The sequence below is a fragment of the Pantoea sp. AS142 genome, assembly GCF_037152305.1.
GTDB lineage: Bacteria > Pseudomonadota > Gammaproteobacteria > Enterobacterales > Enterobacteriaceae > Pantoea.
In genome coordinates, this window is record NZ_JBBCMO010000003.1 from 36,705 (window position 1) to 59,577 (window position 22,873).

Consider the following 22,873-nt stretch of genomic DNA (forward strand, 5'->3'; position numbering starts at 1 on the left):
CAGGATGCGTGTTCGGGAGAAACTATGTTGTGGATTTGGAATGCCCTGATTGTTCTGGTCACCGTTATCGGAATGGAGATAACGGCTGCACTGGCACACAGATACGTTATGCATGGCTGGGGTTGGGGCTGGCATCTCTCACATCATGAACCGCATAAAGGCTGGTTTGAGGTTAACGACCTCTATGCTGTGGTGTTTGCCGGCCTGTCGATTTTGCTTATCTACCTGGGCAGCACGGGCGTATGGCCGCTGCAGTGGATCGGCGCGGGTATGACGCTCTACGGCCTGCTCTATTTTATTGTGCATGACGGCCTGGTTCATCAGCGCTGGCCATTTCGTTATGTTCCGCGCCGCGGTTATCTGCGCAGATTATATATGGCGCACCGCATGCATCATGCGGTGCGTGGCAAAGAGGGCTGTGTCTCGTTTGGTTTTCTCTATGCACCGCCTCTGTCAAAACTCCAGGCGACGCTGCGAGAACGTCACGGTGTTAAACGGGGCGCTGCCAGAGGCAAGCGGGGCGTGGAGCGTGACGCGCCATCCGGGAAGTAACCGCGAGACCCGATGCTGCCACCAGCAGTGCCAGTTTCTCTGGCGTGCTGGTGGACTGACGCTGATCCCACGCCTGTGAACCCGCCTGGACCACCTTCATACCGATTTTACGATAGACCTGTTTTGCGGTAGCAATCGCCCACGCTGAACGCAGCGGTAAACCCGGCAGGCCAGCCGACGCCGATCGATAATAGGGCTCTGCCGTTTCCACCAGCCGACGGGCAACGCGGCTAAGGGCCTGGCGATTTAGCGGGTCGGCCAGATTCTCTCGGGTCAGCCCCTCTTCAGCCAGCCACGCTGCGGGCAGATAGCAGCGTCCCGCTTCAGCATCTTCAACGATATCGCGCGCAATATTGGTTAGCTGAAACGCCAGACCAAGATCGCAGGCGCGATCCAGCGTGGCGTTGTCGCGTACGCCCATAATCTGCGCCATCATCAGGCCAACCACGCCCGCCACGTGGTAACAGTAGCGCAGCGTATCATCCAGGGTCTCATAGCGCGTCTCATGCACATCCATCGCAAAGCCTGCGAGATGATCAAAAGCATAAGCGGGCAGAATATCGTATGCCATTGCCACCTCCTGAAAGGCAGCAAAGGCGGGCTCATGCATCTGCGATCCCGCATAGGCCTGACGCGTTTTCATCTCCAGCTGCGCCAGGCGCTGTTCGGCAGATTGCTGCGACGGCGTATCGTTGCTGAATCCCAGCACCTGATCGTCAATCACATCATCACAATGACGGCACCAGGCGTAGAGCATCAGCACGCTGCGTCGGGTTTTGGCATCAAACAGCTTCGATGCGGTGGCGAAGCTTTTCGAGCCCACTTCCATGGTTTCTACGGCATGATTGAGCAGTGACGGACTATTCAAGCCAGATCCTCCAGCATCAAGCCTGCGGTAGCCTTGGCCGAGCCAATCACACCGGGAATACCCGCGCCAGGATGGGTACCTGCACCGACCAGATAGAGATTATTAATATGCTTATCGCGGTTGTGAGGCCGGAACCAGGCACTTTGTGTCAGGATTGGTTCCACCGAGAAAGCCGAGCCCTGATACGCATTCAGCTCATCGCGGAAATCAAACGGCGTGAAGATGCGATGCGTGACCAACTGGCTGCGCAGTCCTGGCATATAGTGCTGTTCCAGATAGTCGAAAATGCGATCGCGCAGGCGTGGACCCTCAACGGCCCAGTCGATATCGGCAGTACCGAGATGCGGCACCGGCGCCAGCACGTAGTAGCTGCCGCAGCCTTCCGGCGCCAGTGAGGGATCGGTAACGCAGGGCGCATGCAGATAGAGCGAGAAGTCCTCTGCCAGACCGTCTTTGTTAAAGATCTCATCAATCAACTCACGATAGCGTGGACCAAAGCAGACCGTGTGGTGCGCCAGCTGATCGTGATGATGATTCAGGCCAAAATAGATCACAAACAGCGAGTTGCTCATGCGTTTGTTCTGCAGTGACCGTCCCTGCGCCTGCGAAGCGGGATGCTGGCTCAGCAGTTTGCAGTAGGTGTGAACCACGTCAGCATTGGAGGCAACTGCGCGCGTCGGGAAGACCCGGCCATCTTTCAGGTGCACCGCGGTAATCCTGTTTTCCTGGGTCTCCAGCCGGGCAACGCTGGCATTAAGCTCCACTTCGCCGCCCAGATCTTCAAACAGTTTCACCATGCCCTGCACCAGCGCACCCGTGCCACCGCGCGGGAACCATACGCCCCATTCACGCTCCAGCGCATGAATCAGAGTGTAGATTGACGAGGTGGCAAACGGATTTCCGCCCACCAGCAGCGAGTGGAAAGAGAAAGCCTGACGCAGATGCTCATCTTCAATGTAACTTGCCACTTTGCTGTAAACACTGCGCCACGCCTGAAGTTTTGCCAGCTGAGGGGCGGCCCGCAGCATGTCGCGGAACGAGAGAAACGGCACGGTGCCCAGCTTCAGATAGCCTTCAGCAAAGACCGCTCGGGAATAGGCCAGAAAGCGACGATAGCCTTCAACGTCACGCGGATTAAACGCGGCAATCTGTGCTTCCAGCGCGGGCTGATCGTTGTCATAGCTGAATACTTTGCCGGATGCCCAGCAGAGGCGATAAAAAGGCTTCACCGGTATCAGCTCAACGTAATCAGAGAGCTTTTTACCCGCCAGGGTAAATAGCTCTTCGATAGCGCTGGGATCGGTGATCACCGTCGGGCCGGCATCAAACGTGAAGCCCTGATCCTGATAGACATAAGCCCGGCCGCCCGGCTTGTCACGCTGCTCCAGCAGTCGTGTGGGAATGCCTGACGCCTGAAGGCGAATTGCCAGGGCCAGACCACCAAAGCCTGCGCCAATTACTGTCGTTCTATTCATTGCATCGCCTGTTGACGGTGAGGAGTCATAATAGCCTGTAACGCCGCCAGAACGGGGACCGGGGGCTTGCCGCTTAAAATGCGCAGCCGATCAGGCAAAGTGAGTTTTCCCGCATAAAAACGGGCGATCAGATCTTCATTCAAGCCATAAAAACGTTGCATTACCTGCCAGCGCTGGTCAGCCGGACCCGCCAGAAACAGCATACGGTTCAGCATGCGGAAGAAGCGCTGTTGCTGCCAGGTATGACTGGCGAATTGTTGAATGGTAGCGTGCAGGGTCTCAGAGGTAAAAGTGTGCATCTGCGCCAGACGATCAGCCAGCGCCACCGCCAGCGGCAGTGAGTAGCCGGTGGTGGGATGGAATAACCCAGCACGCAATCCGCTGCAGGGGAGATCGCGTTTCTGCCAGAAGGCGGCCACGTCGCCGGTCAGCGTAATTGGCAACGCGCCTTGCTCTTCGCGCAGCAGTCGGTCTAACCGCCACCCCTGCTGCGCGGCATAGTCGCGGATATTCTGACGGGCGCGATCGCCTTCCAGCGTGGCGTTATCAATATAGTGGGTATCTTCAATCAGCAGAGTGTCTGCGGAAAAGGGCAGGCTGTAGACAAAGCGATAGCCTGCCTGCTGATCCACCGTAGCATCCATGATAATTGGTGCGGTCAGGCCGTGAGGCTCACTAAGTTGCCACTCCTGTCCGACAAACGACTGGAAGCCCATGCGCAGCGCACCATCGGGCTGGTAGCCACGGCCATCGATCACCGCGTCACTCTCCAGCACCCGGCCATCGTCCAGCGTGACCGCGCGTGAAGCGATGCTCGCAACCCGGGTATTCAGCAGCAGATCCGGCGCAAACCTATCGCGGATGACCTGCGCGAAGCGCTCCGCAGTCACGCAAAAATAGCCACTGTTCAGGGTACGGCTGCGTTGCGGAAAGCGGACCGCATAGCCAGGCCAGTGATGAACCACCAGCGGAGCGATCCAGCGATGCTGCGTTTCGGTGAGATCGTCCGCATGAAACGACCAGGTGTGATTGGCGCCCGGCTCACGTTCAGCATCAATCAGCAGAAGGCGCAGGGATGGCCTCTGCTGGCGCAGGCGCAGGGCGATCAACCCGTTAGCCAGCCCTGCGCCCACCAGAATCAGATCATACCGTGGCATAGTCTCTCCCGGTGCGCACCGGTCTGCGGCTCACCATAGCCTTCTCGACAATGTCCGCCGCCAGGGGGGTTCCGCCCGCCTGACGAAGTGCGGTGCGATGCGTTTTCATCTGCCGACGATAGCTATCATCAGACAGTAAGGTCTGGAGCTGTCGGGCCATCGAATGACGGGTGGTAAAGCGCGAGGCGCGACGTCCGATACCGTGCCAGACTACGCGTGCAGCCACACCCGGCTGATCAAAGGCCAGCGGGATCGTCAGCAGCGGCGTCAGATAGTTAATCGCATCCAGCACCGTATTCATGCCACCGTGAGTAATGGTCAGGTCGGCCTGCGCCAGTGCAGCAGACTGATCGGCAAAATCGACGACCTGAACATGGCTGGCCTGCGCCAGTTTCTCCGCCTGAAACGGCGACAGCCGACCGCAATGCGCGAGCAATAACTGTGCGTCGATCTCCTGGCTGGCGCGGACGATGGTTTTAAACAGGCCGTAGCGGTGCCCCTGCAGTGTGCCAAGTGAAGCAAAAATGCGGGGTCTGTCGCCATGCGGGAAGTAGCGTGGCTGTGAGGCGGCCGGTGCCGGCTCCGCTGCGCGCAGCGGGCCAACCGAATGGAAATGATCGGGCAGCGCCCGGCGGGGGAAATCCAGTTCCGGGATCAACTGGCTGATTTGTGCCAGTGGTGAAAAACAGTGATGCAGTTTTTCCCGAGGCGATAAACCCATCGCATGTGCGTTGCGGGCGATCACCCGATCGTGACGGCGCATCAGCCAGTCATAGATTTTTTCACTGGTGCGATAGCGTTCGCGCGCCTGATCGCTGCTGGCATAGTCAAATGGCATTACGGCCAGCGGGAAATCCGCTTCACGGTTAAGCGGCAGGGCACAGGCAACCGAAACATAAGGCAGGTTCAGTGCGTCTGCCGCCAGTGCACCGGCAGGCTCCATCTGATCGACGATCACACCATCAATCGCCAGGGCGCTCAGCACCACGGGCAGTTCGCGACAGAGCATATCGGTGCTGCTGGCCATCTCATTGATCAGTTTCAGCATTGAGGGGCCAAGAGGATGCGCCGCCAGTTTCAGCGTATGCGCCAGGCTCCCCGCCGGATGCGAGGCTAAACCCAGCGGGAAAAAGTCAATCCGGCTGTCGGTGAGGAGTGCGCTCACGTCGGTCTGCTGGATAAAAGTGATGTGATGTCCGCGTGCGATCAAGGCCTGGCTAAGATGCTGAAGTGCCTGCACATGGCTGTAGAAGGGCGGTGCAATGACCGCAAAGTGGCTCATGCAGCATCCTTAACTGACGGCAGCGAGTTTTTTCTCAAACCAGGCCTGAACAAAATGATGAGTGGCATAACCGTCCTGGCAGGCCGATAACAGATGTTCGCTGGCACAGCGCAGGTGATCGCGCAGTTGCGTTTCAACCGCCTGCGACCCCAGCAGATTCACCAGCGTCGATTTTCCATCATCCTGATGGGCATCTTTACCGGTATCGGCCATGCCGTCGGTGAGGTCGTCCAGCAACTGAAAAGCCTGGCCGAGATTAAGCGAGAACCGGTGCAACTGTTCACGTGCTTCCCGTGGGGCGTCAGCCACAATAGAGGCCATCTGCATAGAAGCGCAAAATAGGGTGCTGGTTTTATAGTGATTGGTCATCAAAATGGCGTCAGCGCTGCGTGGCTTATCGCCTTCTGAGAGATCCTTAAACTGCCCCTGCACCAGCCCCTGCAGGCCGACCGCGTGAGATAACTCCGCGACCGCGTCTGCTCTGGCCGTGGCCGATAAGCCTTCTGCCGCAGCGACCACGCCGAATGCCTTACTCAGCAGGGCCACCGCAGCCAGAATCGCAACGTGTTCACCATACTGGCAATGAATGGTCGGACGTCCGCGGCGCAGTTGCGCATCATCCATGCAGGGCATGTCATCCAGAATCAGTGATGCGGCATGTACCATCTCCACCGCGCAGGCGAGATCAAGCAGGCCGGCAGGCGTGGCGCTACAGCCCAGATCGCGCGCTGTCAGCAGCAGCAGCAGCGGACGAATACGCTTTCCCGGTGCCAGCGCACCGTCCCGCATCGCAGCGCCCACTAAGTCACGTTCACTGTCAACCGGTAACAACTGATCGAGCCGTTGCTCAATGTCGTTCAACAGGCTGGCTGCATCGCTGCGGTTGAAATTGACGTGTTGTTCTGCACAGACCGTCATCATGGCTGTCCTTATCTACAGAGGAAGTCACAGCAGGTCGAAATGATTCGATGCCATCTTCAATAATCGTCCCCGACTGCCTTAGCATAGTTGGCAGGTTTTCAAAAAACGGCGGGTAAATCTATTACTACTAAGAGTAGTTCACAGTGATAAAAATGTCGGAGAATTCAGCAGCATTCCGCGTTTACGGCGATAGCCAGACGGACATTTTGTTTGCATTAACTTAGCAACGCGCGTAGCTGTTTTATCACGCTGGCAACATCTTCAGCAGATAATGCGCCATCTTTCGCGAAGCGCACAATTCCTTCCGGATCAATAACCACCACGGACGCGCTTTCCGGCTTAAGATGCCAGCTGTGCGCGGTTACGCCACTGCTGTCGATAATGAATTGCTGCCACGGTGCCGCTTTTTTACTTGAGGCGATGCTGCGCACCACAAATAGGGCACTGCCGGGTAGGGCATCGTCAGTATTTACGATGGTGGTGGCCTGGAAACGGTCACGCGGCAAGCTGGCTTGCTGAATGGCTTCGATTAAGGGAGCACTCTGATCTTTTGCAGAAAGACGACCCGCGACATGAATGACCAGACGCACTTTTCCTGTCAGGGTCTGACTGTTCCAGCGCTGATAATTTATGTCGCCCTGATTGAGCACCATTTCGCCTTTATTGGCAATGGAGACCGGCGGTACAGGCTGACCCGGTGTCAGGGTGTGAGCAACAGCAAAGCGGGAAAACAGCAGGGCTATCATCAATCCATAATGGCGCACGGTTTCCTCACTTCTTTCTTGGTTTGCGGCAGGCGAGGCGAGCTTTTTCTCCAGCACGCAGATGATTAGTACCACATTTCTGTTTCAGATCAATAAAAGCATCAAAGATTTGGGCTGAAAATGCAGGGAAGAATTTGTTAACAAGAGGTGGAAAATGAGCACAGCATTGATGACATTACCTGAATTTGCCCGTTATATTGGCATTGCGACCCCGACGCTGGCGCGTGCCTTTTGCTGCCGCGGGTCGTTGGCGGGTGTGCCACTGCCACAGGCGCTGGATGATGCCCCGCTGACGCAGCGCCACTGGCTGCGGGACGATGTGCGCCAGTTCGATCAGGTCTATAAACGCGTTCAGGCAATGCAGCAACAAAGCACGCTTTAATCAACATTGATCCAGACAAAAGCGCGGGACTCTTCTCGCGTTTTTTATACGAAGTTATCGGGCTTTACCAGGAAGCAGACCAGATTCGCATCGCGTTCGCTGACAATCTCGACGCGGGTATCCAGGCCGCTAAGTGCATCACCGCGTCTAAGCCGCTGATCACCGACGCAAACAATCCCTTCAAGCACGGTGAGATAAGCGACAAAGCCTGGCAGCGATGGCACGTCCAGCGTATGGTTGCGCGCCAGTAGCGTATCGTAAATATAGACATCCTGGCGCAGTTCCAGCGGGGCGTCAGACTCTTCCGGCCCGGCCAGTTCGGTCCAGCCATTAGTCATAATACCCAGATCGCGCTCCAGCACCTGAGTCATCGCTTCACCGCCCGGCTGCGATGGCCGGATAACCGCCTGTAATAGCTCAGCGTCATACAGCGGCACCGACTCTTCATACTGAACGCCATCGCCCGCATTCACCACCATCACCCGTTTTGCAGAGAGCTGGGTACGTTCGCCATTACTGTCCTGATGCTGCATCGAACCGCGCCACAGGTAAGTGAAAACTTCTTCATTCTGATGCTGCTGCATCGGGATTCTGGCATCCACTTTCAGCGACATCAGGTCAACACTGAGCAGCGGGCTTAACGCAGCGCCAGGACGCTGGCGACGGACGGTAAAAGGTCCGTACTCAAACAGTTGTTCAGGATTAGCTCGCACAATGTTCATGATTTACTCTCAAATAAAGTGACTTATAACAACGATCATAGACCTCAGGCGGAGAATGAGAAGCCGGGAGTTTTGCCCGGCTTCGTCAGTTATTTTGAATAATAAACTGTTTGGTGTCTTGCCAGCCTACTTGCCCTGTTCGTCACTCTCACCAAGGAAGAAATACCAGAGTGGAATCGACAACAGCCCGGTAAAGACCGTGGAGTAGAGCAGGATCATCATCGCCTGGGTGATATACATGGTCAGCGACCAGTGGCTGAAGGGGATCTGATACTGATCAATCACTCCGCCAATCATCGCATTTGCCATCACCGTAATGACAATCAGCGCCAGCACTGTCACGCTGCGCAGAAAATAGCGCATCTCTTTGCGCTTCCCGGCAAAACGCGACTGGACGATGGCCAGCGGCGACTGTTTGTCCGGAGCGACATCCACGCGGACGACCGAGGCGCGCTGTGCGCTGTGCCAGCGTTGAATATCCAGCAGTACCAGCACCAGCAGGCTGATACCCATAACGGGAAGCGCATATCCCAGCGCCAGCATCACTATCAGGCTGGTGCCCTGCGCATAGCGCGGCAGCGCCAGCCAGGCGGACAACAGCGTCTGGGATGGGTTGAGCTGGGGAACAGCCGGTCGGCGAATCCACCACATGCGGTAGCCCAGTACAATCATTGTGCAGAGACCAACGCCAAACAGCGCCAGTATTAGCTGATTAGGCAGACCAAACAGCACGCCCATATGCGCATCTACACCCCAGCGGGTCAGTTTCGCCACCAACGGGAAGTTGGCGAACGCAACGCGGTCAACCACGCTGAAATTAACAGGATTGATGGAAACCGCATCAACCTGGCTCGGCCAGCTGCGATCAATCTCCGAAACCGTCCACGCCTGTTCAGCGCTCTTAGGCTGGCGAAGCTCCAGTTTCGCCGCATGCAGTCCGGCCTGACGTGCTGATGCCAGCGCCTGATCCCAGTTGGCATCCGGCTGATTGAGCATCAACGGCGTGGCAGTTCGGGCTGGCATGGTCATGCCTGACATGGTCATCCCTTCCATCGCACCGCGATGGTCAGCATGGGGATCGGCAGCTTCGGCGGGGGCATTACCGTTCAGTGCCGTATTAACCTGCGGCGTTTTCCAGCCGAAGTCGCTGCGCATCTTTTCAATGTTGTTGCCTGCCCACTGTGACCAGGTCAGCCCGGTTACTGAAAAGAACACCAGGCCGATTGCCAGCAACAGACCCAGCGTGACATGCCAGTGACGCATTGCCGCGAAGCCACTGTGTGTTTTTTTACGGGTGCGTGGTGGCCGGGTGCCGGACCATAAAACAATCCCACCGAGTGCGGCGACCCACAGCCACGAGGCCGCCAGCTCACTGTAGTTTCGGCCAAAATCACCCAGTAGCAAGCCGCGATGCAGTTGATCCAGCCACATGCGCAGCGGCAACACACCGCTGGTGCCATACACAGTCATGTCGCCTTTCACCTGCAGGGTGTAGGGATCGATAAACAGTGAGCGCGATTCAGATGGGCCAAGCTGCGGCTCGGCAAACTGCACCCGGGTCGTATCCAGCGGGCCCGGTGCAGGACGCACGGCGTAAATCCGTGCGGATTCGCCAGCACGGGCACGGGCGGCGGCAATCTGGGCTGACAGCGGTTGTACCACACCCTGCGCATTGGTGGTCAGGGCATCGTGGTAGATCGCCTGTTCCAGTTGCGGCGTCAGGACGTAGATCGTGCCAGTCAGGGCGGCGATAAAAATAAACGGCGCAATAAACAGGCCAATATAAAAATGCAGGCGGCGAAACAGATTAAATACGGTGCCGCGTGGCGCAGGGGACAGTTCCCAATGAGAGGACATAGCATTCCACACTTTTCAAAAGACAACGGCGATCAGGTGACGTTGTCACCCAATCGAATCAGAAAGCAGTGAGTGTTACGCGAAACAGGGTGGCGCACGCGGTCGATGGCGGCGCAACAACCGTCGCCATTGCGGCGGGTTAATGGCAGAAGGCGGCGGGGCACGGCTGCTCAGGCTCATCCACCAGAGGAATGGGATAAACACCCAGAGCATCAGCGGCACATGCACCAGTAAATCGCAGTAGCCACAGGCAAAGCCAGGACCCATCATCATTCCGTGGTCCGCCATCGACATTTCGCTGTGATGATGCATCGTCGGCATTTCCGCGCTTATGGCAGAGACGCGTTGCATCGTGGCGTGATGCTCAGCAAGATTCTTTGAGATCATCGGGGCAACAAACAACAGCAGCACGGCCAGTATCGCAATACCGGCAGTGAGTCGTTGTCTGATTGAGGATCTCGGCATTATTTTAACGGACGCAAGGGGTCAAATTTCAGGGCGGCAGTGTAACGCGAAGGGGATAAAAGGGTTAAATAAAGTGGCATCTGTTTCGAAAAAATTCGCACTCTTTGAACATATTCACTTTAATTTCAGCATCGCTTAACTTAGTTGTTACCCACCTGACACATACAAATAACATTAACGATTCAGGTATGTTAAACCTCACCCATTAAGGACTAAGAATGAAAATTGTAATGCTGGATGGTGACACGTTGCCAGACTCTCTGCCGACCGGGCAACAGCTGGCTGATTGGGAAATTCGTGCGCAGACGTCGGCTAAGGACATTGTATCTTCGCTTGCGGGCGCTACCGTCGCTATCACCAATAAGGTGCCGTTGCGTGCTGACATACTGGAACAGTTGCCCGAATTGCGCTTTATTTGTGTTGCGGCGACCGGTTATGACTGTATTGACCTCGACGCCTCGCGCGCATGCGGCATCGTGGTCAGTAATGTTCCTGGCTACTCCACCCAGAGCGTATCAGAGGCGGTAATCGCAGCCATTTTCGCCCTGCGTCGTCAGCTAATGGCTTATGCCAGCAATACCCGTAACGACTGGCCACAGGCTCAGCACTTCTGTCTGCATCGTCAACCGATAGGGGATATTGGCGGTGCCACGCTTGGTATCGCGGGCAAAGGCGACATTGGCCAGGCGGTCGGCAGGCTGGCTCAGGCGCTGGGCATCCAGGTGCAATATGCCGAACGCAAAGGCAGTGCCGGGGTGCGTGAGGGTTATGTCAGCTTTGAGCAGATGCTGGCGACCAGCGACATTATTTCACTGCACTGCCCATTAAGTGACAGTACCCCTCAGATGATAGATCGCGAGGCGCTGGGTAAGATGAAACCGAATGCGCTCCTGATCAATACCGCACGCGGTGGGCTGATTAACGAGGCCGATCTCGCTGCCGCATTAAAGCAGGGGCTAATTGGTGGCGCGGCGCTGGATGTGTTGAGCAGTGAACCGCCTACTCTGGATAACCCGCTGCTGGCAGAACTGCCAAATCTGTTGCTAACGCCGCACATCGCGTGGGCGAGTCGCAGTGGCGTAGATAAGCTGGTGGCTGGCGTGATGGCAAATATCGCGGCCTATATCCAAGGTAAGCCGATTAATGTGGTGAGCTGAGTTATGCTGCCCGGTTTTTGATTTGCATCGACAGTGCGGGACTGGCCGGGCAACCAGACCCCCTGTTGGATTCTGGTGACCGGTCGGCGCTGTTCATCTGATCTCACCTGATCATTGCGCCGCAAAGTGCAAAAATCGACCGATTGGAGTGGGCAAAAACCCCGACGCTTTTCAGCATCCTGGCCTGAATAACCGCGAATCCTGGCTCAGAATATCGAGCGGCCCAGCTTTTCACTCAGTGATTCCAGCGCAGCAGTACCCGCCAACGAGTTACCCGCGCTGTCCAGCCCTGGAGACCAGACGGCAATGCTCATCTCGCCGGGGATAATGGCAATGATCCCGCCACCCACGCCTGACTTTGCGGGCATCCCGACCCGCCACGCGAACTCACCTGCGCCATCATACATCCCGCTGGTGATCATCAGCGCATTAATCTGCCGTGCCTGACGCGGTGTAATCATCTGGCTACCCTCCAGCGTTTTGCCCTGGTTCGCCAGATAGACGAAGGTTCGCGCCAGTTCAATGCAGTTCATCGACAGTGAACAATAGTGAAAATAGGTCTGCATCACGCTGGTGACATCGTTGTCGAAATTACCAAACGATTTCATCAGCCAGGCGATCGCTGCATTGCGGGCAGAGTGTTCAAACTCAGAGCGGGCGACATGGCGATCATAATTGATATCGGGCTGCTGACTGAGCTGGCGCACAATTTCCAGCATTCGCTGACGCGGGGCCGTCAGTCGGGTTTCCAGTAGATCACAAATCACCAGCGCACCGGCATTAATAAAAGGATTGCGCGGCTTGCCCTGTTCCAGCTCCAGCTGGACCAGCGAGTTAAAAGGCTGGCCTGAAGGCTCTTTGCCCACCCGCTGCCAGATTTCGCTGTCGTCATAGCGGGTCAGGGCCACCGTCAGCGATAGTGCCTTGGCGATCGACTGAATCGAAAAGCGCGTCTCAGCATCGCCCGCCTGAAAGAGGGTGCCGTCACGCAGGCAAACTGCAATCGCCAGATTGTCGGCAGCAACATCGGCCAGCGCAGGGATATAGTTCGCGACTTTTCCCTGATAGACCAGCGGACGCACCTGTTCCAGTACTTCCTGAAGCAGAGCATTATTCAGTTCAGACACACTTTTCTCCCGTCGATTCTCGCTGAGCCGCGAGGCTATGCATCCGCGGTCGGTGAATCATTTATTTTTAGCGGCAGAGCCGCATTTTTAGCTGATGGGTTTTGACTGTGCTGCCAGCGGAGCCAGCAGCATCTGTAACAGGCTCAGCATCGCCAGCACGCTTAAGGGCAGCGTCCAGTTTCCACTCTGCTCATGAAGCACGCCAAAGAACAATGGGCCAAGCGCCGCCAGCGCATAACCGACACACTGTGCCATACCTGACAATTGTGAGGCTTGACGATGATGAGTGGCTCGCAGATTAAATAGCGAGAGGCAGAGCACCAGTGATGCGCCTGCGCCCAGTCCGGCCAGTGTTAGCCAGATGACGGCCCACTGCGGATTGAACATTAAGCCCAGCATGCCAAGGAAAATAGCCGCTGACGCAATGAATGCGGTGAGCCGGGCATCTTGTACCCGCTTCAGCACCTCCATACAGCCCAGGTTCGCCACAATTGCGATCGCCTGATACCAGAACAGCAGCCAGCCTGCGTGGGCCTGACTGAAGCCATTATTCTGGGCAAAGATGGTAAACCAGTCGATCAGGGTATAAAACGCCAATGACTGCAGCGCCATAAAGAGTGCAATCTGCCAGCCGCCGGCTGTTCGCCACGGGTGACGATAGGCAACAGGTGCATTGGCAGGCGATGAGGTTGACCGCCGCTGACGTAGCAGCGGTAGCCAGGCGAGCATTGCAACCAGCCCCGGCAGTGACCACACCACCAGCGAGAGTCGCCAGCCCGCCGCTGAAAGCTGGCTGAGTGGCACGGCAATGCCGGATGCCAGGCTGGCAGTAATCGACATGGTGGCGGCATAAAGGCCAATATATTTGGCGGTGTGGGCTGTGAAATCACGTTTAATCAGAGGTGGCAGTAGCACATTGGCGGCGGCAATGCCTGCGCTGAGCAGCACCGTCCCGCCCCACAATGCCGCTTCAGCGGGCTGCCAGCGCAGCAGCGAACCGGCGGTAATCAGGCAAAGCGCACCCCATAAACTCCGCTCCAGCCCGATGCGGTTTCCCAGCCAGGCGGCTGGCGGGGCGAGCAGGGCAAACAACATCAGGGGAATAAAGTTAAACAGACCTGCTTCACCGGCACTGAGTCCAAAGGAGTGCCGGATATCCTGCAATACCGGGCCGGCAACGGTAATGGGTGCACGGAGGTTAGCCGCGGTGAGCAGCAGGACGAACAAAAAAAAGCTGGCGCTGGAAAATGCAGCGAGAGGTTTGGCTGGGTGTTTTACAGGCATCATGGCAGGGATCATCACAGGCAGCAGTGCTGCGGGGGCGTTGGTTGACGTTAACGCTTACGCATCAGAATTGATGTCTGGACGCTACTTTACTGACCGGTTATCGGAGTGTAAAGCCATGTTATGCGATGAAATAGCGCAAGAGTGATCTTGCAGCAGGGATGGCCGTTTAGGGAACAGTAGAATTCAGGTTCTGGAAAATGATCGCGGCCGTTCTGGCTGTGATGAGATCCTGGCGGGCAGGTTTGCTGTCGGGTTTTGGCCGCCGGAACCGGTTTTTCAGCGTGCCACGGCGCAGCACACGAAGAAAAGTAGCCAGAATCATTGCATTGACCACACGCATATCCGCTCCTTATTTACCGCCATGAGCAAGGCCACGTGGGTGATCGGCGGTTTGCAGGTCAGGAACATCTTCCCTGAGTGGGGTCGCTAAAGGGTTAATGACAATTAAAACAGCGCAAACATCAGCGCGACGGGAAAACTCATCGGCCAGGTCGCACCGACTAAAAAGGCGCTAAGCAGTTTGATGCTCAGCTTATCTTTGGCGATGAAGAACGTGATCAGCGTAGCGACCAATGCAACAACGGCATAGAAAATTAGCATACCCTGGTACAGTGTCATTAATATCTCCGCTGCGTCATTAAGGTTTTCGCTGCGCATGATGCGGATTTTTGTGATCCAGATCAAGTGGAACCGGGTTTAGCATCTAAAGAAATCAGGGGTGCAGGTGGATGATTTTCTCTCAGACATCCCACATGCCAACAGGCGATTTCAGGCTGAAACCGGCACGAAAAAATGCTTCTGAAACCTTTCCTGCGGCCACTGTTACCTGTGAAGACTCTCTGGCGAATGCTCCCATATCAGCCAGTGTTATGACGCAGAAAAGCCCGCCAGGATGGGCGGGCCTGACATCGGCAACGCAGAAAAAAGTGATGCGGCTTAACTTTGACGGTAGAGCGCCATCACCTCTTCCAGGTCAGGCGTGCGCGGGTTGCCGCCGGTACAGACATCATCCAGTGCCGCTTGTGCCAGGGCAGGGATATCCGCCTCCTGTAAGCCCACCTCACGCAGTGAGCGGGGAATATCTACATCGCGACAGAGCTGATGAACCGCGGCAACCGCCGCTTCCCGCGCCTGCTCCAGTGACAGCGTATCGACCATTTTCACTCCCATTGCGCGGGCGATGTCGCGATATTTTTTGCCTGTGCAGGGTGCATTCCACGCCATGACCTGCGGCAGCAGAATGGCGTTCGCTATGCCGTGAGGGACATTATAAAAGGCACCCAGTGGGTGGGCCATGCCATGCACCAGACCGAGTCCGACATTGGAGAAACCCATACCGGCAACATATTGGCCCAGCGCCATCTGCTCGACTGCCTCACTATTTCCCGCTACTGATTCGCGCAGCGACTGGCTGATAATCTCAATGGCTTTGAGATGCAGCATATCGGTCAGGGTCCAGGCACCGCGTGTAATATAGCCCTCAATCGCATGGGTCAGGGCATCAATACCGGTCGCAGCCTTTAGCGATGCGGGCATGCTTGCCATCATCTCTGCATCAATGATCGCCACTTTTGGAATGTCGTGCGGGTCGACACAGACAAACTTACGGCGATTCTCTTCATCGGTAATAACGTAATTAATCGTCACTTCTGCGGCAGTACCGGCAGTGGTTGGAATGGCGATGATCGGCACACACGGACGGCGAGTGGGAGTGACGCCTTCCAGACTGCGTACATCTTCAAATTCGGGGTTATTAATAATAATGCCGATCGCCTTGCTGGTGTCCTGTGGTGAGCCGCCACCGATGGCGATCAGGTAGTCAGCTCCAGATGCTCTGAACATGGCAACGCCCTGCTGTACAACCCGGATGGTAGGATTTGGCACCACCTCATCATAAATTGCCCAGTCAAGCTGGTGTTTCATCAGCAGATCGGTTACCCGCTTTAGCGCACCTACCGCGGCCAGCGCTTTGTCAGTGACGATGAGCGCTTTACGCATCCCGCGACGCTGTACTTCTTCGGGTAAATGACGCAAAGCACCGGCACCAAACCAGGCGGTTTCATTCAGAATCATACGTTGGGTCATTAAAACATCCTCTGTTAACAAATGTATTTTTACCCTCCTTGATCCCCTGTTCAGATTCTGCTCAGAACCTCTCAATTTGACGTTAAGACATTTGATTAAAATCAATGGATTAGCAAAAATCATTGTGACTGCGCTAGCCAGCCTCGGTACCGGATGCTCAGCCTGCTCACATTAAATGCCGTGACTGACGGTGCCGTTATCTCCATCGCCGGTTGCATGAAACACTTTTTCATCACTGAACCCGCACGCCTATGAGGTACGAAAACATGACCCGATTTGTAATGAATAAAAAGGATAGCCTTGTCGACAATGCATTAGATGGCATGATTTATGCCAGTCCGTGGCGCAATCTGGTGCGGCTTCAGGTCGACCCGCGCATTCGCATCGTAATGCGTAATGACTGGCAGAAACAGCAGGTGGCGCTAATCTCCGGTGGCGGTTCCGGCCATGAACCCGCGCATGTCGGCTTTATTGGCAAAGGGATGCTGACGGCTGCAGTCTGTGGCGATGTGTTTGCCTCTCCCAGTGTCGACGCGGTTTATAACGCCATTATCAACATTACCGGTGAGGCGGGATGTCTGCTGATTGTGAAGAATTACACGGGCGATCGTCTCAACTTTGGTCTGGCAGCAGAAAAAGCCCGTAAAGCAGGGTTCAGCGTCAACATGGTCATTGTCGGTGATGATGTTGCGCTGCCCGATAATCCTCAGCCACGCGGTGTAGCCGGCACGTTACTGGTGCATAAAGTGGCAGGATTCGTTGCTGAACGTGGCGATGCCCTGGCTGCGGTGACTGAAGCAGCAGAGGCAGCCAGTCGTGCTATCACCACCATGGGCGTTGCGCTCTCAAGCTGCCATTTGCCGGATGAGCAGAAGACTACCCAGCGGGTGCCAGACGGTAGCGTTGAACTGGGACTGGGGATTCACGGCGAGCCGGGTGTTGACCTAATGCAGACGCAAAACAGCCAGCAGATTGTGCAGCATCTACTGGAGAAAGTGATGGCGGAAAACGACCAGCCACATGCTCTGCTAGTTAATAATCTTGGCGGTATGTCTGCCCTGGAGATGAGTCAGGTCACGCGTGACCTGATTGAGTCGCCGCTCAGCCGGGGCAGTAAGTATCTGATTGGCCCGGCACCGCTGATGACCGCGCTGGACATGAAAGGTTTCTCAGTCACCTGCATGACACTGACGCCGTTATTCGAAGAAGCGATCTGTGCCCCGGTAGAGGTGGCCGGCTGGGTTCGGGCGGTAAAAATCGCGCCTTTGCAGCCGGTTACCGCAGCCAGAGCTGCTTCAGCGCATCCGGTGCAACCGTCGGCGAATCCGGTGGTAGCGGCCGTTGTTAGCACCATCTGTGAAACCCTGATCACCAGTGAAAGCGAGCTGAACAGGCTGGATGCGCAGGTGGGTGATGGCGATACCGGTTCAACCTTTGCTGCCGGTGCCCGCCAGATCCAGCGCGAATGTGCAGATAACCAGCTGCCATTGAATGCCCTGGCCGACCTGTTCGCGGTAACAGGCGAACGACTGGCGACGGTGATGGGTGGTTCCAGTGGCGTGCTGATGGCGATCTTCTTTACCGCTGCCGCGCAGCAGTTGGCTGAAGGTGATGCGTTACCTGCGGCCTTGCAGCAGGGGATGGAAAAGATGAAACAGTATGGCGGGGCTAAACCAGGCGATCGCACGCTGATTGATGCGCTGCAACCGGCAATAGAGGCGCTGGTGGCAGGTAAACCGCTGGCAGCCGCGGCGGATGCGGCGCAGCAGGGCAGTGACGCGACCGCCAGCATAGGGAAAGCAAAGGCAGGCCGATCATCCTATCTCAACAGCGCTAACCTTAACGGCGTGCCCGATCCGGGTGCCGTTGCGGTCGCCAGAGTTTTTGCGGCATTAAAAACACTTTAGGCTATCTGGCTCAATGACGGCACTAAACGCGCCTGTAAAAAGGCCAGCAACCGGCGGTTGACTTCGCGGCGCTGACGGTGCTGCGGGTAAACCGCGTGCAGTGAGAGCGGCGTCGGCAAATAGCCGTCCATTACCGCCCCCTTCGCTGCGCAACGCATCTGGCTACTGCTCTGGCACCGCCAGTGGTTTCCTGTACCACATCCAGAATACGCTGAGCATGTTGCGCAAATAGCAGACCCGCCTCCGTCACTGACAGTTTAGGACGCTTGCGGGTCAGCCGTCGTCTCCGCAGTGACGTTTCCATCGCGGGCCTGCGGCGACTGGCTTACTGTTTCGATACATCAGGTGTTCAGCGGCTGCAGTAAAGTTGTCAGCCTGTATCACGGAAACATACATCCGGAAATCTTCAATCGGTATAGTGTCTGATTATCGGTGACAGTGACGATGATTCAGGTAAAACGTTAATTGCAGGCGTTAACCTATATCGGCTAAATAGCCCCTGGCACCCCGTCAGCCGCCTCGGTCAACGCGACGAAGATCATAGATTTGCCGTTTCGCCCCCCCTTAACGGGCGGTTAACCAGGTCATTCGCGCTAAAGCCGTTATAGTAAGCAGGCAGTGACGCAATTCGTCTGGGAAATAATGTCCGGGTTAATCTGATAAGGAGTGGCTGGTGAAAAAATTACTCTGCGCGACAGTGTTGGCAGTTCTGCCGATGACCACGCTGGCGGCATCGGTGTTTACGCTGCAATCACAAGACTTCAGCGATAATGCGCTGCTGGATAAAAAGTTTGCGGGTGCCAACAAAAGTAATCCTTCCTGTACCGGTGAGAATATCTCTCCCGAGCTTAACTGGTCTGCCATTCCGGCAGGCACCCGCAGTCTGGCCCTGCTGATGACCGATCCGGTCGGGGCAAAAGGACTCGGCGTTACGCACATGGTGGCCTATAACATTCCCGCCAGCCGCTCGTCGTTCGCACAGGGTGCACTGACGCAGGGCAAGGATTATACCGGCGGGAAAAATACACCGGGAACGCCGCACTATTACGGGCCTTGCCCACCCGCTGGCAGCGGGCTGCATCACTATAACTTTGTGCTGATCGCCACCGATTTGCCGGTAGGTCAACTGAAAGCGGGGTTAACCCAGGCAGAGCTGGTGGCACAGCTTAAAGGCCATGCGCTGGGCGCGGCCAGTACGGTCGGGCGCTTTAGCAATGAGTAACCTGGCTCCGGACGTTTGCAGAGGCAGCGGCAGATAGCCTGCTTCTGTGCGTATCGGGTCAGTCACCACTGAACATCTGACGGATGCGCGAAGCAATAAGATCGGTATGGGTCTCCAGCGCGAAGTGCCCGCTATCCAGCATCTCGACCACCGCCTGCGGATTATCGCGCTGCCAGGCCACGGCGCCGGGTGGAATAAAGAAAGGGTCGTGCTTGCCCCAGATAACCAGGGTTGGCACTTGTTGCTGGCGGAAGAACGCCTGAAATTCCGGATAGCGTTTCAGATTACTGGCGTAATTGAGAAACAGCGCCTGCTGGATGTCTTTGTTGCCAGGGCGCTCCATCAGCAGCGTGTCCAGAGTATAACTCTCAGGGGCGATCAAATGCGGATCGCTGACGCCATGCAGATACTGCCATTTCACCCCTTCCGGCGTCAGGATGGCGTCGCGGATCACCTGACCCTTTGCTTCGCTGGGGTCGTCCCAGTAGGCGCGAACCGGTGCCCAGGCGTCTCCTAATCCCTCCAGATATGCGTTACCATTTTGTGATATCAGTCCGCTGACACGATCGGGGTAAGCCAGCGCCAGTCGCAGACCGGCGGGTGCGCCATAGTCAAAAACATACATCGCATAACGCTTCAGTCCCAGTGCATCGACAAACGCGGTCAGCGTCTGGCCGAGCGCGTCAAAAGTCCATGAATAGTTGCGCTCAGCGGGAACTTCCGTGAAACCAAAACCCGGAAGATCGGGCGCAATAAGGTGAAATTTATCAGCCAGTAGCGGCATCAGATTGCGGAATTGATGTGAAGAGGTGGGAAAGCCATGCAACAGCAGCATGACCGGCAAAGAAGGATCACCCGCTTCACGATAGAAAATGTTTACGCCGTCGGCCTGCTGATAACGATACGAAATGGACTGAGCACACATGCTGAACTCCTGTAACTGGTTAAATGTCATTTATGGGGTTACGGAGAGCTATTATGCAGCGATGAAGTAACCTGTCAAATTAATTTATACAGGTTACAGTGAGTGAGGTGTAACTATTAAAATAATATTTTATAGGTTACATTGGTGTCAGCAGATTTTCACAAGAGAGGCAATATCATGGCGCAAACGCAACCACATACCGCCCAGGGGCCGTGGTTTCTGGCCGATCATCCGGCGCTGGATTTCATTAATACCGTGGCTAACGTGGAGGGCCAGCCGCACGATTTCTGGCAAACCGATCAGGATGTTGAAGCCTGGCTAGACCAGGCCGGACTGGCACCAGGCGATGCATCGCCACAATATGCGTCGGGTGCGCTGTTGCAGGCCGCCCGGCAGCTGCGACAGATTATTCGTGACAATGTTCAGCAGCATAAAGCGGGTGACGGCGTTGATATTCAGGCGCTGAACACCTGGCTGGGCGAAACGACCAGCCATCTGCTTTTGACCGGGGAACGGGGTGCGCTGCAGTTCAGGCGGGTCTACGCGGGCCAGACCGTGATGCAGCGGCTGGGACAGGTTGCGGAACAGGCCGCAAGTTTGCTGGCGCAGGAGGACTTCAGCCGGGTCCGCGCCTGTGAACACCCCGCCTGTACCCTGTGGTTTTATGATCGTACCAAAGCCCATCGCCGCCGCTGGTGCAGCATGGCGCTGTGTGGCAATCGGGCGAAAGTCGCGCGTTTCAGAGCGATTAATTCAGGTGGCTAAAGAGACAGGACATCAGAGAAAGAACGTCTGCTGTGAGGCCGGTGCTGCACAGGTAACTCGGTCAGAGCGGAAAGGTGCAAAAGCCGCCGTCCGTGGCCGCCCGGCGCAGGGCGCTTTGCTTTTCCGCCCGCTTTCCCGGTGATGAGTATGATGCGTTGCGGCTAACAGATTGGCTGGCAGAAAAAAAACACCCTGCAGAGCAGGGTGTCAGAACACTTATTTAGCGGCTGTCGCGGCTGGCTTGTGCCGTTTACGCAGCTTGTCGATCAGTCGATGCGCTTCCGCTTTGGTCGCTACCGCAGGTGATGAACCGGTCAGCGGCTGACGGGCCGTCTCCCTCACCGTCAGGATGGTCAGCAGGCCAATCACGCCTGCGCCCATCATGTAGTAGGCCGGCATCATGTTGTTTTTGGTGGTATCAACCAGCCACGCTGTAATGAGCGGCGTCGTCCCCCCAAACAGTGACACGGAGAGGTTAAAGCCAATTGCCAGCGCGCTGTAACGGATATCGGTGGTAAACAGCGCGGGAAGCGTCGAGGGCATAGTGCCGCTAAAGCAGGTGTGCAGCACGCCCAGAATCAGCAGGCCACCAAAGACTGCCCACATATTGCCGGAGCCAATCAGCATAAAGCTAGGAATGGCGAGCAGGATCAGGCCCACAGCCCCAAAGCCAATCACCGGACGACGACCAATGCGATCGGTCCAGCGGCCCCACAGCAGCGTCAGCGGCATCATCACGAACATCGCTACCATCACCAGCAACAGGCCACTTAACTCTGGCAGACCCAGCACGCCGGTCAGATAACTCGGCATGTACGAGGTGAGCATGTAGTTAGAAACGTTAAACAGCAGGACCAGACCAATACATTTCAGCATTGGCGCGCGGTATTTGCTCAGCATCTGCATCAGCGTCAGACGCGGTTTGCTCTGCTCCAGCGCCTCCTGTTTTTCCATATGCTGCTGGAACGCTGGGGTCTCTTCCAGCTTTAGTCGCACATAGAGACCAAACAGGCCCAGTGGCGCGGCAATAAAGAATGGCACACGCCAGCCCCAGGACATCATCGCCTCATTCGACATCACGGTCGTCATCACCGTGACCAGGCTGGCACCCAGCAGGTAACCGCCAATGGTGCCGAACTCCAGGAAGCTGCCCATAAAGCCACGGCGTTTATCGGTGGAATACTCCGCGATAAAGGTCGCGGCACCGCCATATTCGCCGCCGGTTGAAAAGCCCTGAATCAGACGGGCCACCAGCAGCAGAATGGGGGCCATGATCCCTATCGAAGAATAGGCCGGTATTAGCCCGATACAGAATGTCCCGATCGACATCATGATCATCGTCATTGCCAGCACTTTCTGTCGGCCGATGCGGTCACCCAGTGGGCCAAACACCAGGCCGCCAATCGGACGCACCAGGAAGGCCGCCGCAAACGTACCAAAGGTCGCGATCAATTGCACCGCGTTGTTCGCATCCGGGAAGAAAACTTTGCCGATGATAACGGCGAGATAGCTGTATACGCCAAAGTCGAACCATTCCATCGCATTACCTAACGCCGCTGCGCCAACCGCACGCTTCAACATGTCGTTATCGATGACGGTAATGTCGTCAACAGTCAGCTCTTTTGGCTTTCTGTTCCAGAAATGTTTTTTTGGGTGTTCAGGCGATGAGTTTCTGGTGTCCATATTCTCCTCAGGTACATCAATGAAGGAGTCTTATAGCTTTCGCAGCCGCAAACAATGTTCAGAAGAAACCGTGGAAATGAAAGCTATAAGAAGCCGAATAATTTTAAGTGAAGCGGCAGAAACCGCAGCCGCTAAACCTTAGACTACGATTGTAATTTTTTGCAAGTTTTCAGCCGAAATAACTGCTTTTACTGACAAACATGGCATGGTGAACTTATTCGCGCCTGCTTACGGGCCTGAACATTTGGCCATATTACGCGTTAGGGCTCG

The 22,873-nt window shown here is 56.1% G+C and carries 24 protein-coding genes; 6 read left to right on the forward strand and 18 right to left on the reverse strand.

Annotated features, from left to right (window positions below; genetic code table 11):
* Positions 1 to 24: 24 nt before the first annotated feature.
* A complete protein-coding gene (locus tag WFO64_RS08165; protein ID WP_337010597.1) occupies positions 25 to 552 on the forward strand; it encodes a sterol desaturase family protein in 528 nt (175 codons plus the stop codon).
* On the opposite strand, the gene crtB is transcribed toward WFO64_RS08165, so the two are convergent.
* From crtB to WFO64_RS08195, 6 genes are all read right to left on the reverse strand, one after another.
* The gene (crtB, locus tag WFO64_RS08170; protein WP_337010599.1) at positions 491 to 1,420 is read right to left on the reverse strand and encodes a 15-cis-phytoene synthase CrtB; all 930 of its coding nucleotides are present in this window, start codon (positions 1,418 to 1,420) and stop codon (positions 491 to 493) included. The genes WFO64_RS08165 and crtB overlap by 62 nt on opposite strands.
* Positions 1,417 to 2,895 (reverse strand): phytoene desaturase, encoded by a 1,479-nt coding sequence (locus WFO64_RS08175; protein ID WP_337010600.1) that lies wholly within the window; start codon positions 2,893 to 2,895, stop codon positions 1,417 to 1,419. The genes crtB and WFO64_RS08175 overlap by 4 nt, the downstream gene beginning before the upstream one ends.
* Complete coding sequence (gene crtY, locus WFO64_RS08180) at positions 2,892 to 4,052, reverse strand: lycopene beta-cyclase CrtY (protein WP_337010602.1); 1,161 nt, start codon at positions 4,050 to 4,052, stop codon at positions 2,892 to 2,894. Before crtY ends, WFO64_RS08175 begins: the two co-directional genes overlap by 4 nt.
* On the reverse strand, positions 4,039 to 5,334 hold the full coding sequence (locus tag WFO64_RS08185; RefSeq protein WP_337010604.1) for a glycosyltransferase: 1,296 nt from the start codon (positions 5,332 to 5,334) through the stop codon (positions 4,039 to 4,041). Before WFO64_RS08185 ends, crtY begins: the two co-directional genes overlap by 14 nt.
* Before the next feature lie 9 nt (positions 5,335 to 5,343).
* Positions 5,344 to 6,252: a polyprenyl synthetase family protein gene (locus WFO64_RS08190; RefSeq protein ID WP_337011025.1), complete on the reverse strand. Its 909-nt coding sequence runs from the start codon at positions 6,250 to 6,252 to the stop codon at positions 5,344 to 5,346.
* Between the two features lie 218 nt (positions 6,253 to 6,470).
* The gene (locus WFO64_RS08195; RefSeq protein WP_337011027.1) at positions 6,471 to 7,001 is read right to left on the reverse strand and encodes a YtfJ family protein; all 531 of its coding nucleotides are present in this window, start codon (positions 6,999 to 7,001) and stop codon (positions 6,471 to 6,473) included.
* A gap of 172 nt (positions 7,002 to 7,173) precedes the next feature.
* Between WFO64_RS08195 and WFO64_RS08200 the strand changes: the two genes are divergently transcribed.
* The gene (locus WFO64_RS08200; protein WP_337010606.1) at positions 7,174 to 7,401 is read left to right on the forward strand and encodes a hypothetical protein; all 228 of its coding nucleotides are present in this window, start codon (positions 7,174 to 7,176) and stop codon (positions 7,399 to 7,401) included.
* 44 nt (positions 7,402 to 7,445) lie between these two features.
* Here WFO64_RS08200 and WFO64_RS08205 read toward each other — a convergent pair whose 3' ends face one another.
* The 3 genes from WFO64_RS08205 to WFO64_RS08215 all read right to left on the reverse strand — a co-directional run bounded on the left by WFO64_RS08205 (position 7,446) and on the right by WFO64_RS08215 (position 10,445).
* Positions 7,446 to 8,123 (reverse strand): pirin family protein, encoded by a 678-nt coding sequence (locus WFO64_RS08205; protein ID WP_337010608.1) that lies wholly within the window; start codon positions 8,121 to 8,123, stop codon positions 7,446 to 7,448.
* Between the two features lie 126 nt (positions 8,124 to 8,249).
* On the reverse strand, positions 8,250 to 9,980 hold the full coding sequence (locus WFO64_RS08210; protein WP_337010610.1) for a DUF2534 family protein: 1,731 nt from the start codon (positions 9,978 to 9,980) through the stop codon (positions 8,250 to 8,252).
* A 75-nt stretch (positions 9,981 to 10,055) separates the two neighbouring features.
* Positions 10,056 to 10,445, reverse strand: a complete 390-nt coding sequence (locus WFO64_RS08215) for a DUF2946 domain-containing protein (protein ID WP_337010612.1) — start codon at positions 10,443 to 10,445, stop codon at positions 10,056 to 10,058.
* Between the two features lie 218 nt (positions 10,446 to 10,663).
* Between WFO64_RS08215 and WFO64_RS08220 the strand changes: the two genes are divergently transcribed.
* Positions 10,664 to 11,602, forward strand: a complete 939-nt coding sequence (locus WFO64_RS08220) for a D-2-hydroxyacid dehydrogenase (RefSeq protein WP_337010614.1) — start codon at positions 10,664 to 10,666, stop codon at positions 11,600 to 11,602.
* Positions 11,603 to 11,808: 206 nt separating this feature from the next.
* Here the strand turns inward: WFO64_RS08220 and glsB are convergent, their stop codons facing one another.
* From glsB to fucO, 5 genes are all read right to left on the reverse strand, one after another.
* On the reverse strand, positions 11,809 to 12,729 hold the full coding sequence (glsB, locus tag WFO64_RS08225) for a glutaminase B (RefSeq protein WP_337010615.1): 921 nt from the start codon (positions 12,727 to 12,729) through the stop codon (positions 11,809 to 11,811).
* A gap of 87 nt (positions 12,730 to 12,816) precedes the next feature.
* Positions 12,817 to 14,016, reverse strand: coding sequence for a CynX/NimT family MFS transporter (locus WFO64_RS08230; RefSeq protein ID WP_337010617.1), 1,200 nt, complete (start codon positions 14,014 to 14,016; stop codon positions 12,817 to 12,819).
* 166 nt (positions 14,017 to 14,182) lie between these two features.
* A complete protein-coding gene (locus WFO64_RS08235; RefSeq protein WP_337010619.1) occupies positions 14,183 to 14,356 on the reverse strand; it encodes a hypothetical protein in 174 nt (57 codons plus the stop codon).
* Positions 14,357 to 14,460: 104 nt separating this feature from the next.
* A complete protein-coding gene (locus WFO64_RS08240; RefSeq protein WP_008924737.1) occupies positions 14,461 to 14,634 on the reverse strand; it encodes a GhoT/OrtT family toxin in 174 nt (57 codons plus the stop codon).
* A 318-nt stretch (positions 14,635 to 14,952) separates the two neighbouring features.
* On the reverse strand, positions 14,953 to 16,101 hold the full coding sequence (gene fucO / locus WFO64_RS08245) for a lactaldehyde reductase (RefSeq protein ID WP_337010621.1): 1,149 nt from the start codon (positions 16,099 to 16,101) through the stop codon (positions 14,953 to 14,955).
* A 266-nt stretch (positions 16,102 to 16,367) separates the two neighbouring features.
* On the opposite strand from fucO, the gene WFO64_RS08250 reads away from it, so the two are divergent.
* Positions 16,368 to 18,008: a dihydroxyacetone kinase subunit DhaK gene (locus tag WFO64_RS08250; protein WP_337010623.1), complete on the forward strand. Its 1,641-nt coding sequence runs from the start codon at positions 16,368 to 16,370 to the stop codon at positions 18,006 to 18,008.
* On the opposite strand, the gene WFO64_RS08255 is transcribed toward WFO64_RS08250, so the two are convergent.
* Together WFO64_RS08255 and WFO64_RS08260 are read right to left on the reverse strand one after the other, a co-directional pair.
* A complete protein-coding gene (locus WFO64_RS08255) occupies positions 18,005 to 18,139 on the reverse strand; it encodes a hypothetical protein (protein WP_337010625.1) in 135 nt (44 codons plus the stop codon). The genes WFO64_RS08250 and WFO64_RS08255 overlap by 4 nt on opposite strands.
* Positions 18,139 to 18,312: a hypothetical protein gene (locus tag WFO64_RS08260; protein WP_337010627.1), complete on the reverse strand. Its 174-nt coding sequence runs from the start codon at positions 18,310 to 18,312 to the stop codon at positions 18,139 to 18,141. The genes WFO64_RS08255 and WFO64_RS08260 overlap by 1 nt, the downstream gene beginning before the upstream one ends.
* Before the next feature lie 369 nt (positions 18,313 to 18,681).
* Between WFO64_RS08260 and WFO64_RS08265 the strand changes: the two genes are divergently transcribed.
* Positions 18,682 to 19,230, forward strand: coding sequence for a YbhB/YbcL family Raf kinase inhibitor-like protein (locus tag WFO64_RS08265; RefSeq protein WP_337010629.1), 549 nt, complete (start codon positions 18,682 to 18,684; stop codon positions 19,228 to 19,230).
* Positions 19,231 to 19,288: 58 nt separating this feature from the next.
* Here the strand turns inward: WFO64_RS08265 and WFO64_RS08270 are convergent, their stop codons facing one another.
* Entirely contained in the window at positions 19,289 to 20,155 is an 867-nt protein-coding gene (locus WFO64_RS08270; protein WP_337010631.1) for an alpha/beta fold hydrolase, read from the reverse strand.
* 177 nt (positions 20,156 to 20,332) lie between these two features.
* On the opposite strand from WFO64_RS08270, the gene WFO64_RS08275 reads away from it, so the two are divergent.
* Entirely contained in the window at positions 20,333 to 20,920 is a 588-nt protein-coding gene (locus WFO64_RS08275; RefSeq protein WP_337010633.1) for a CGNR zinc finger domain-containing protein, read from the forward strand.
* 216 nt (positions 20,921 to 21,136) lie between these two features.
* Here the strand turns inward: WFO64_RS08275 and proP are convergent, their stop codons facing one another.
* Positions 21,137 to 22,603, reverse strand: a complete 1,467-nt coding sequence (gene proP / locus WFO64_RS08280; RefSeq protein WP_337010635.1) for a glycine betaine/L-proline transporter ProP — start codon at positions 22,601 to 22,603, stop codon at positions 21,137 to 21,139.
* Positions 22,604 to 22,873 lie beyond the last annotated feature (270 nt).

Excerpts from the sequence above, each read along its gene's own strand:
- WFO64_RS08185 (WP_337010604.1), bottom strand. The coding sequence starts at position 5,334 with ATGAGCCACTTTGCGGTCATTGCACCGCCCTTCTACAGCCATGTGCAG.
- WFO64_RS08275 (WP_337010633.1), top strand. The coding sequence starts at position 20,333 with ATGGCGCAAACGCAACCACATACCGCCCAGGGGCCGTGGTTTCTGGCC.
- WFO64_RS08190 (WP_337011025.1), bottom strand. The coding sequence starts at position 6,252 with ATGACGGTCTGTGCAGAACAACACGTCAATTTCAACCGCAGCGATGCA.
- WFO64_RS08195 (WP_337011027.1), bottom strand. The coding sequence starts at position 7,001 with ATGATAGCCCTGCTGTTTTCCCGCTTTGCTGTTGCTCACACCCTGACA.
- fucO (WP_337010621.1), bottom strand. The coding sequence starts at position 16,101 with ATGACCCAACGTATGATTCTGAATGAAACCGCCTGGTTTGGTGCCGGT.
- WFO64_RS08270 (WP_337010631.1), bottom strand. The coding sequence starts at position 20,155 with ATGTGTGCTCAGTCCATTTCGTATCGTTATCAGCAGGCCGACGGCGTA.
- WFO64_RS08210 (WP_337010610.1), bottom strand. The coding sequence starts at position 9,980 with ATGTCCTCTCATTGGGAACTGTCCCCTGCGCCACGCGGCACCGTATTT.
- WFO64_RS08240 (WP_008924737.1), bottom strand. The coding sequence starts at position 14,634 with ATGACACTGTACCAGGGTATGCTAATTTTCTATGCCGTTGTTGCATTG.
- WFO64_RS08260 (WP_337010627.1), bottom strand. The coding sequence starts at position 18,312 with ATGGAAACGTCACTGCGGAGACGACGGCTGACCCGCAAGCGTCCTAAA.
- WFO64_RS08230 (WP_337010617.1), bottom strand. The coding sequence starts at position 14,016 with ATGATGCCTGTAAAACACCCAGCCAAACCTCTCGCTGCATTTTCCAGC.
- proP (WP_337010635.1), bottom strand. The coding sequence starts at position 22,603 with ATGGACACCAGAAACTCATCGCCTGAACACCCAAAAAAACATTTCTGG.
- WFO64_RS08175 (WP_337010600.1), bottom strand. The coding sequence starts at position 2,895 with ATGAATAGAACGACAGTAATTGGCGCAGGCTTTGGTGGTCTGGCCCTG.
- WFO64_RS08235 (WP_337010619.1), bottom strand. The coding sequence starts at position 14,356 with ATGCGTGTGGTCAATGCAATGATTCTGGCTACTTTTCTTCGTGTGCTG.
- WFO64_RS08165 (WP_337010597.1), top strand. The coding sequence starts at position 25 with ATGTTGTGGATTTGGAATGCCCTGATTGTTCTGGTCACCGTTATCGGA.
- WFO64_RS08215 (WP_337010612.1), bottom strand. The coding sequence starts at position 10,445 with ATGCCGAGATCCTCAATCAGACAACGACTCACTGCCGGTATTGCGATA.
- WFO64_RS08205 (WP_337010608.1), bottom strand. The coding sequence starts at position 8,123 with ATGAACATTGTGCGAGCTAATCCTGAACAACTGTTTGAGTACGGACCT.
- crtY (WP_337010602.1), bottom strand. The coding sequence starts at position 4,052 with ATGCCACGGTATGATCTGATTCTGGTGGGCGCAGGGCTGGCTAACGGG.
- WFO64_RS08255 (WP_337010625.1), bottom strand. The coding sequence starts at position 18,139 with ATGGACGGCTATTTGCCGACGCCGCTCTCACTGCACGCGGTTTACCCG.
- WFO64_RS08220 (WP_337010614.1), top strand. The coding sequence starts at position 10,664 with ATGAAAATTGTAATGCTGGATGGTGACACGTTGCCAGACTCTCTGCCG.
- WFO64_RS08200 (WP_337010606.1), top strand. The coding sequence starts at position 7,174 with ATGAGCACAGCATTGATGACATTACCTGAATTTGCCCGTTATATTGGC.
- WFO64_RS08250 (WP_337010623.1), top strand. The coding sequence starts at position 16,368 with ATGACCCGATTTGTAATGAATAAAAAGGATAGCCTTGTCGACAATGCA.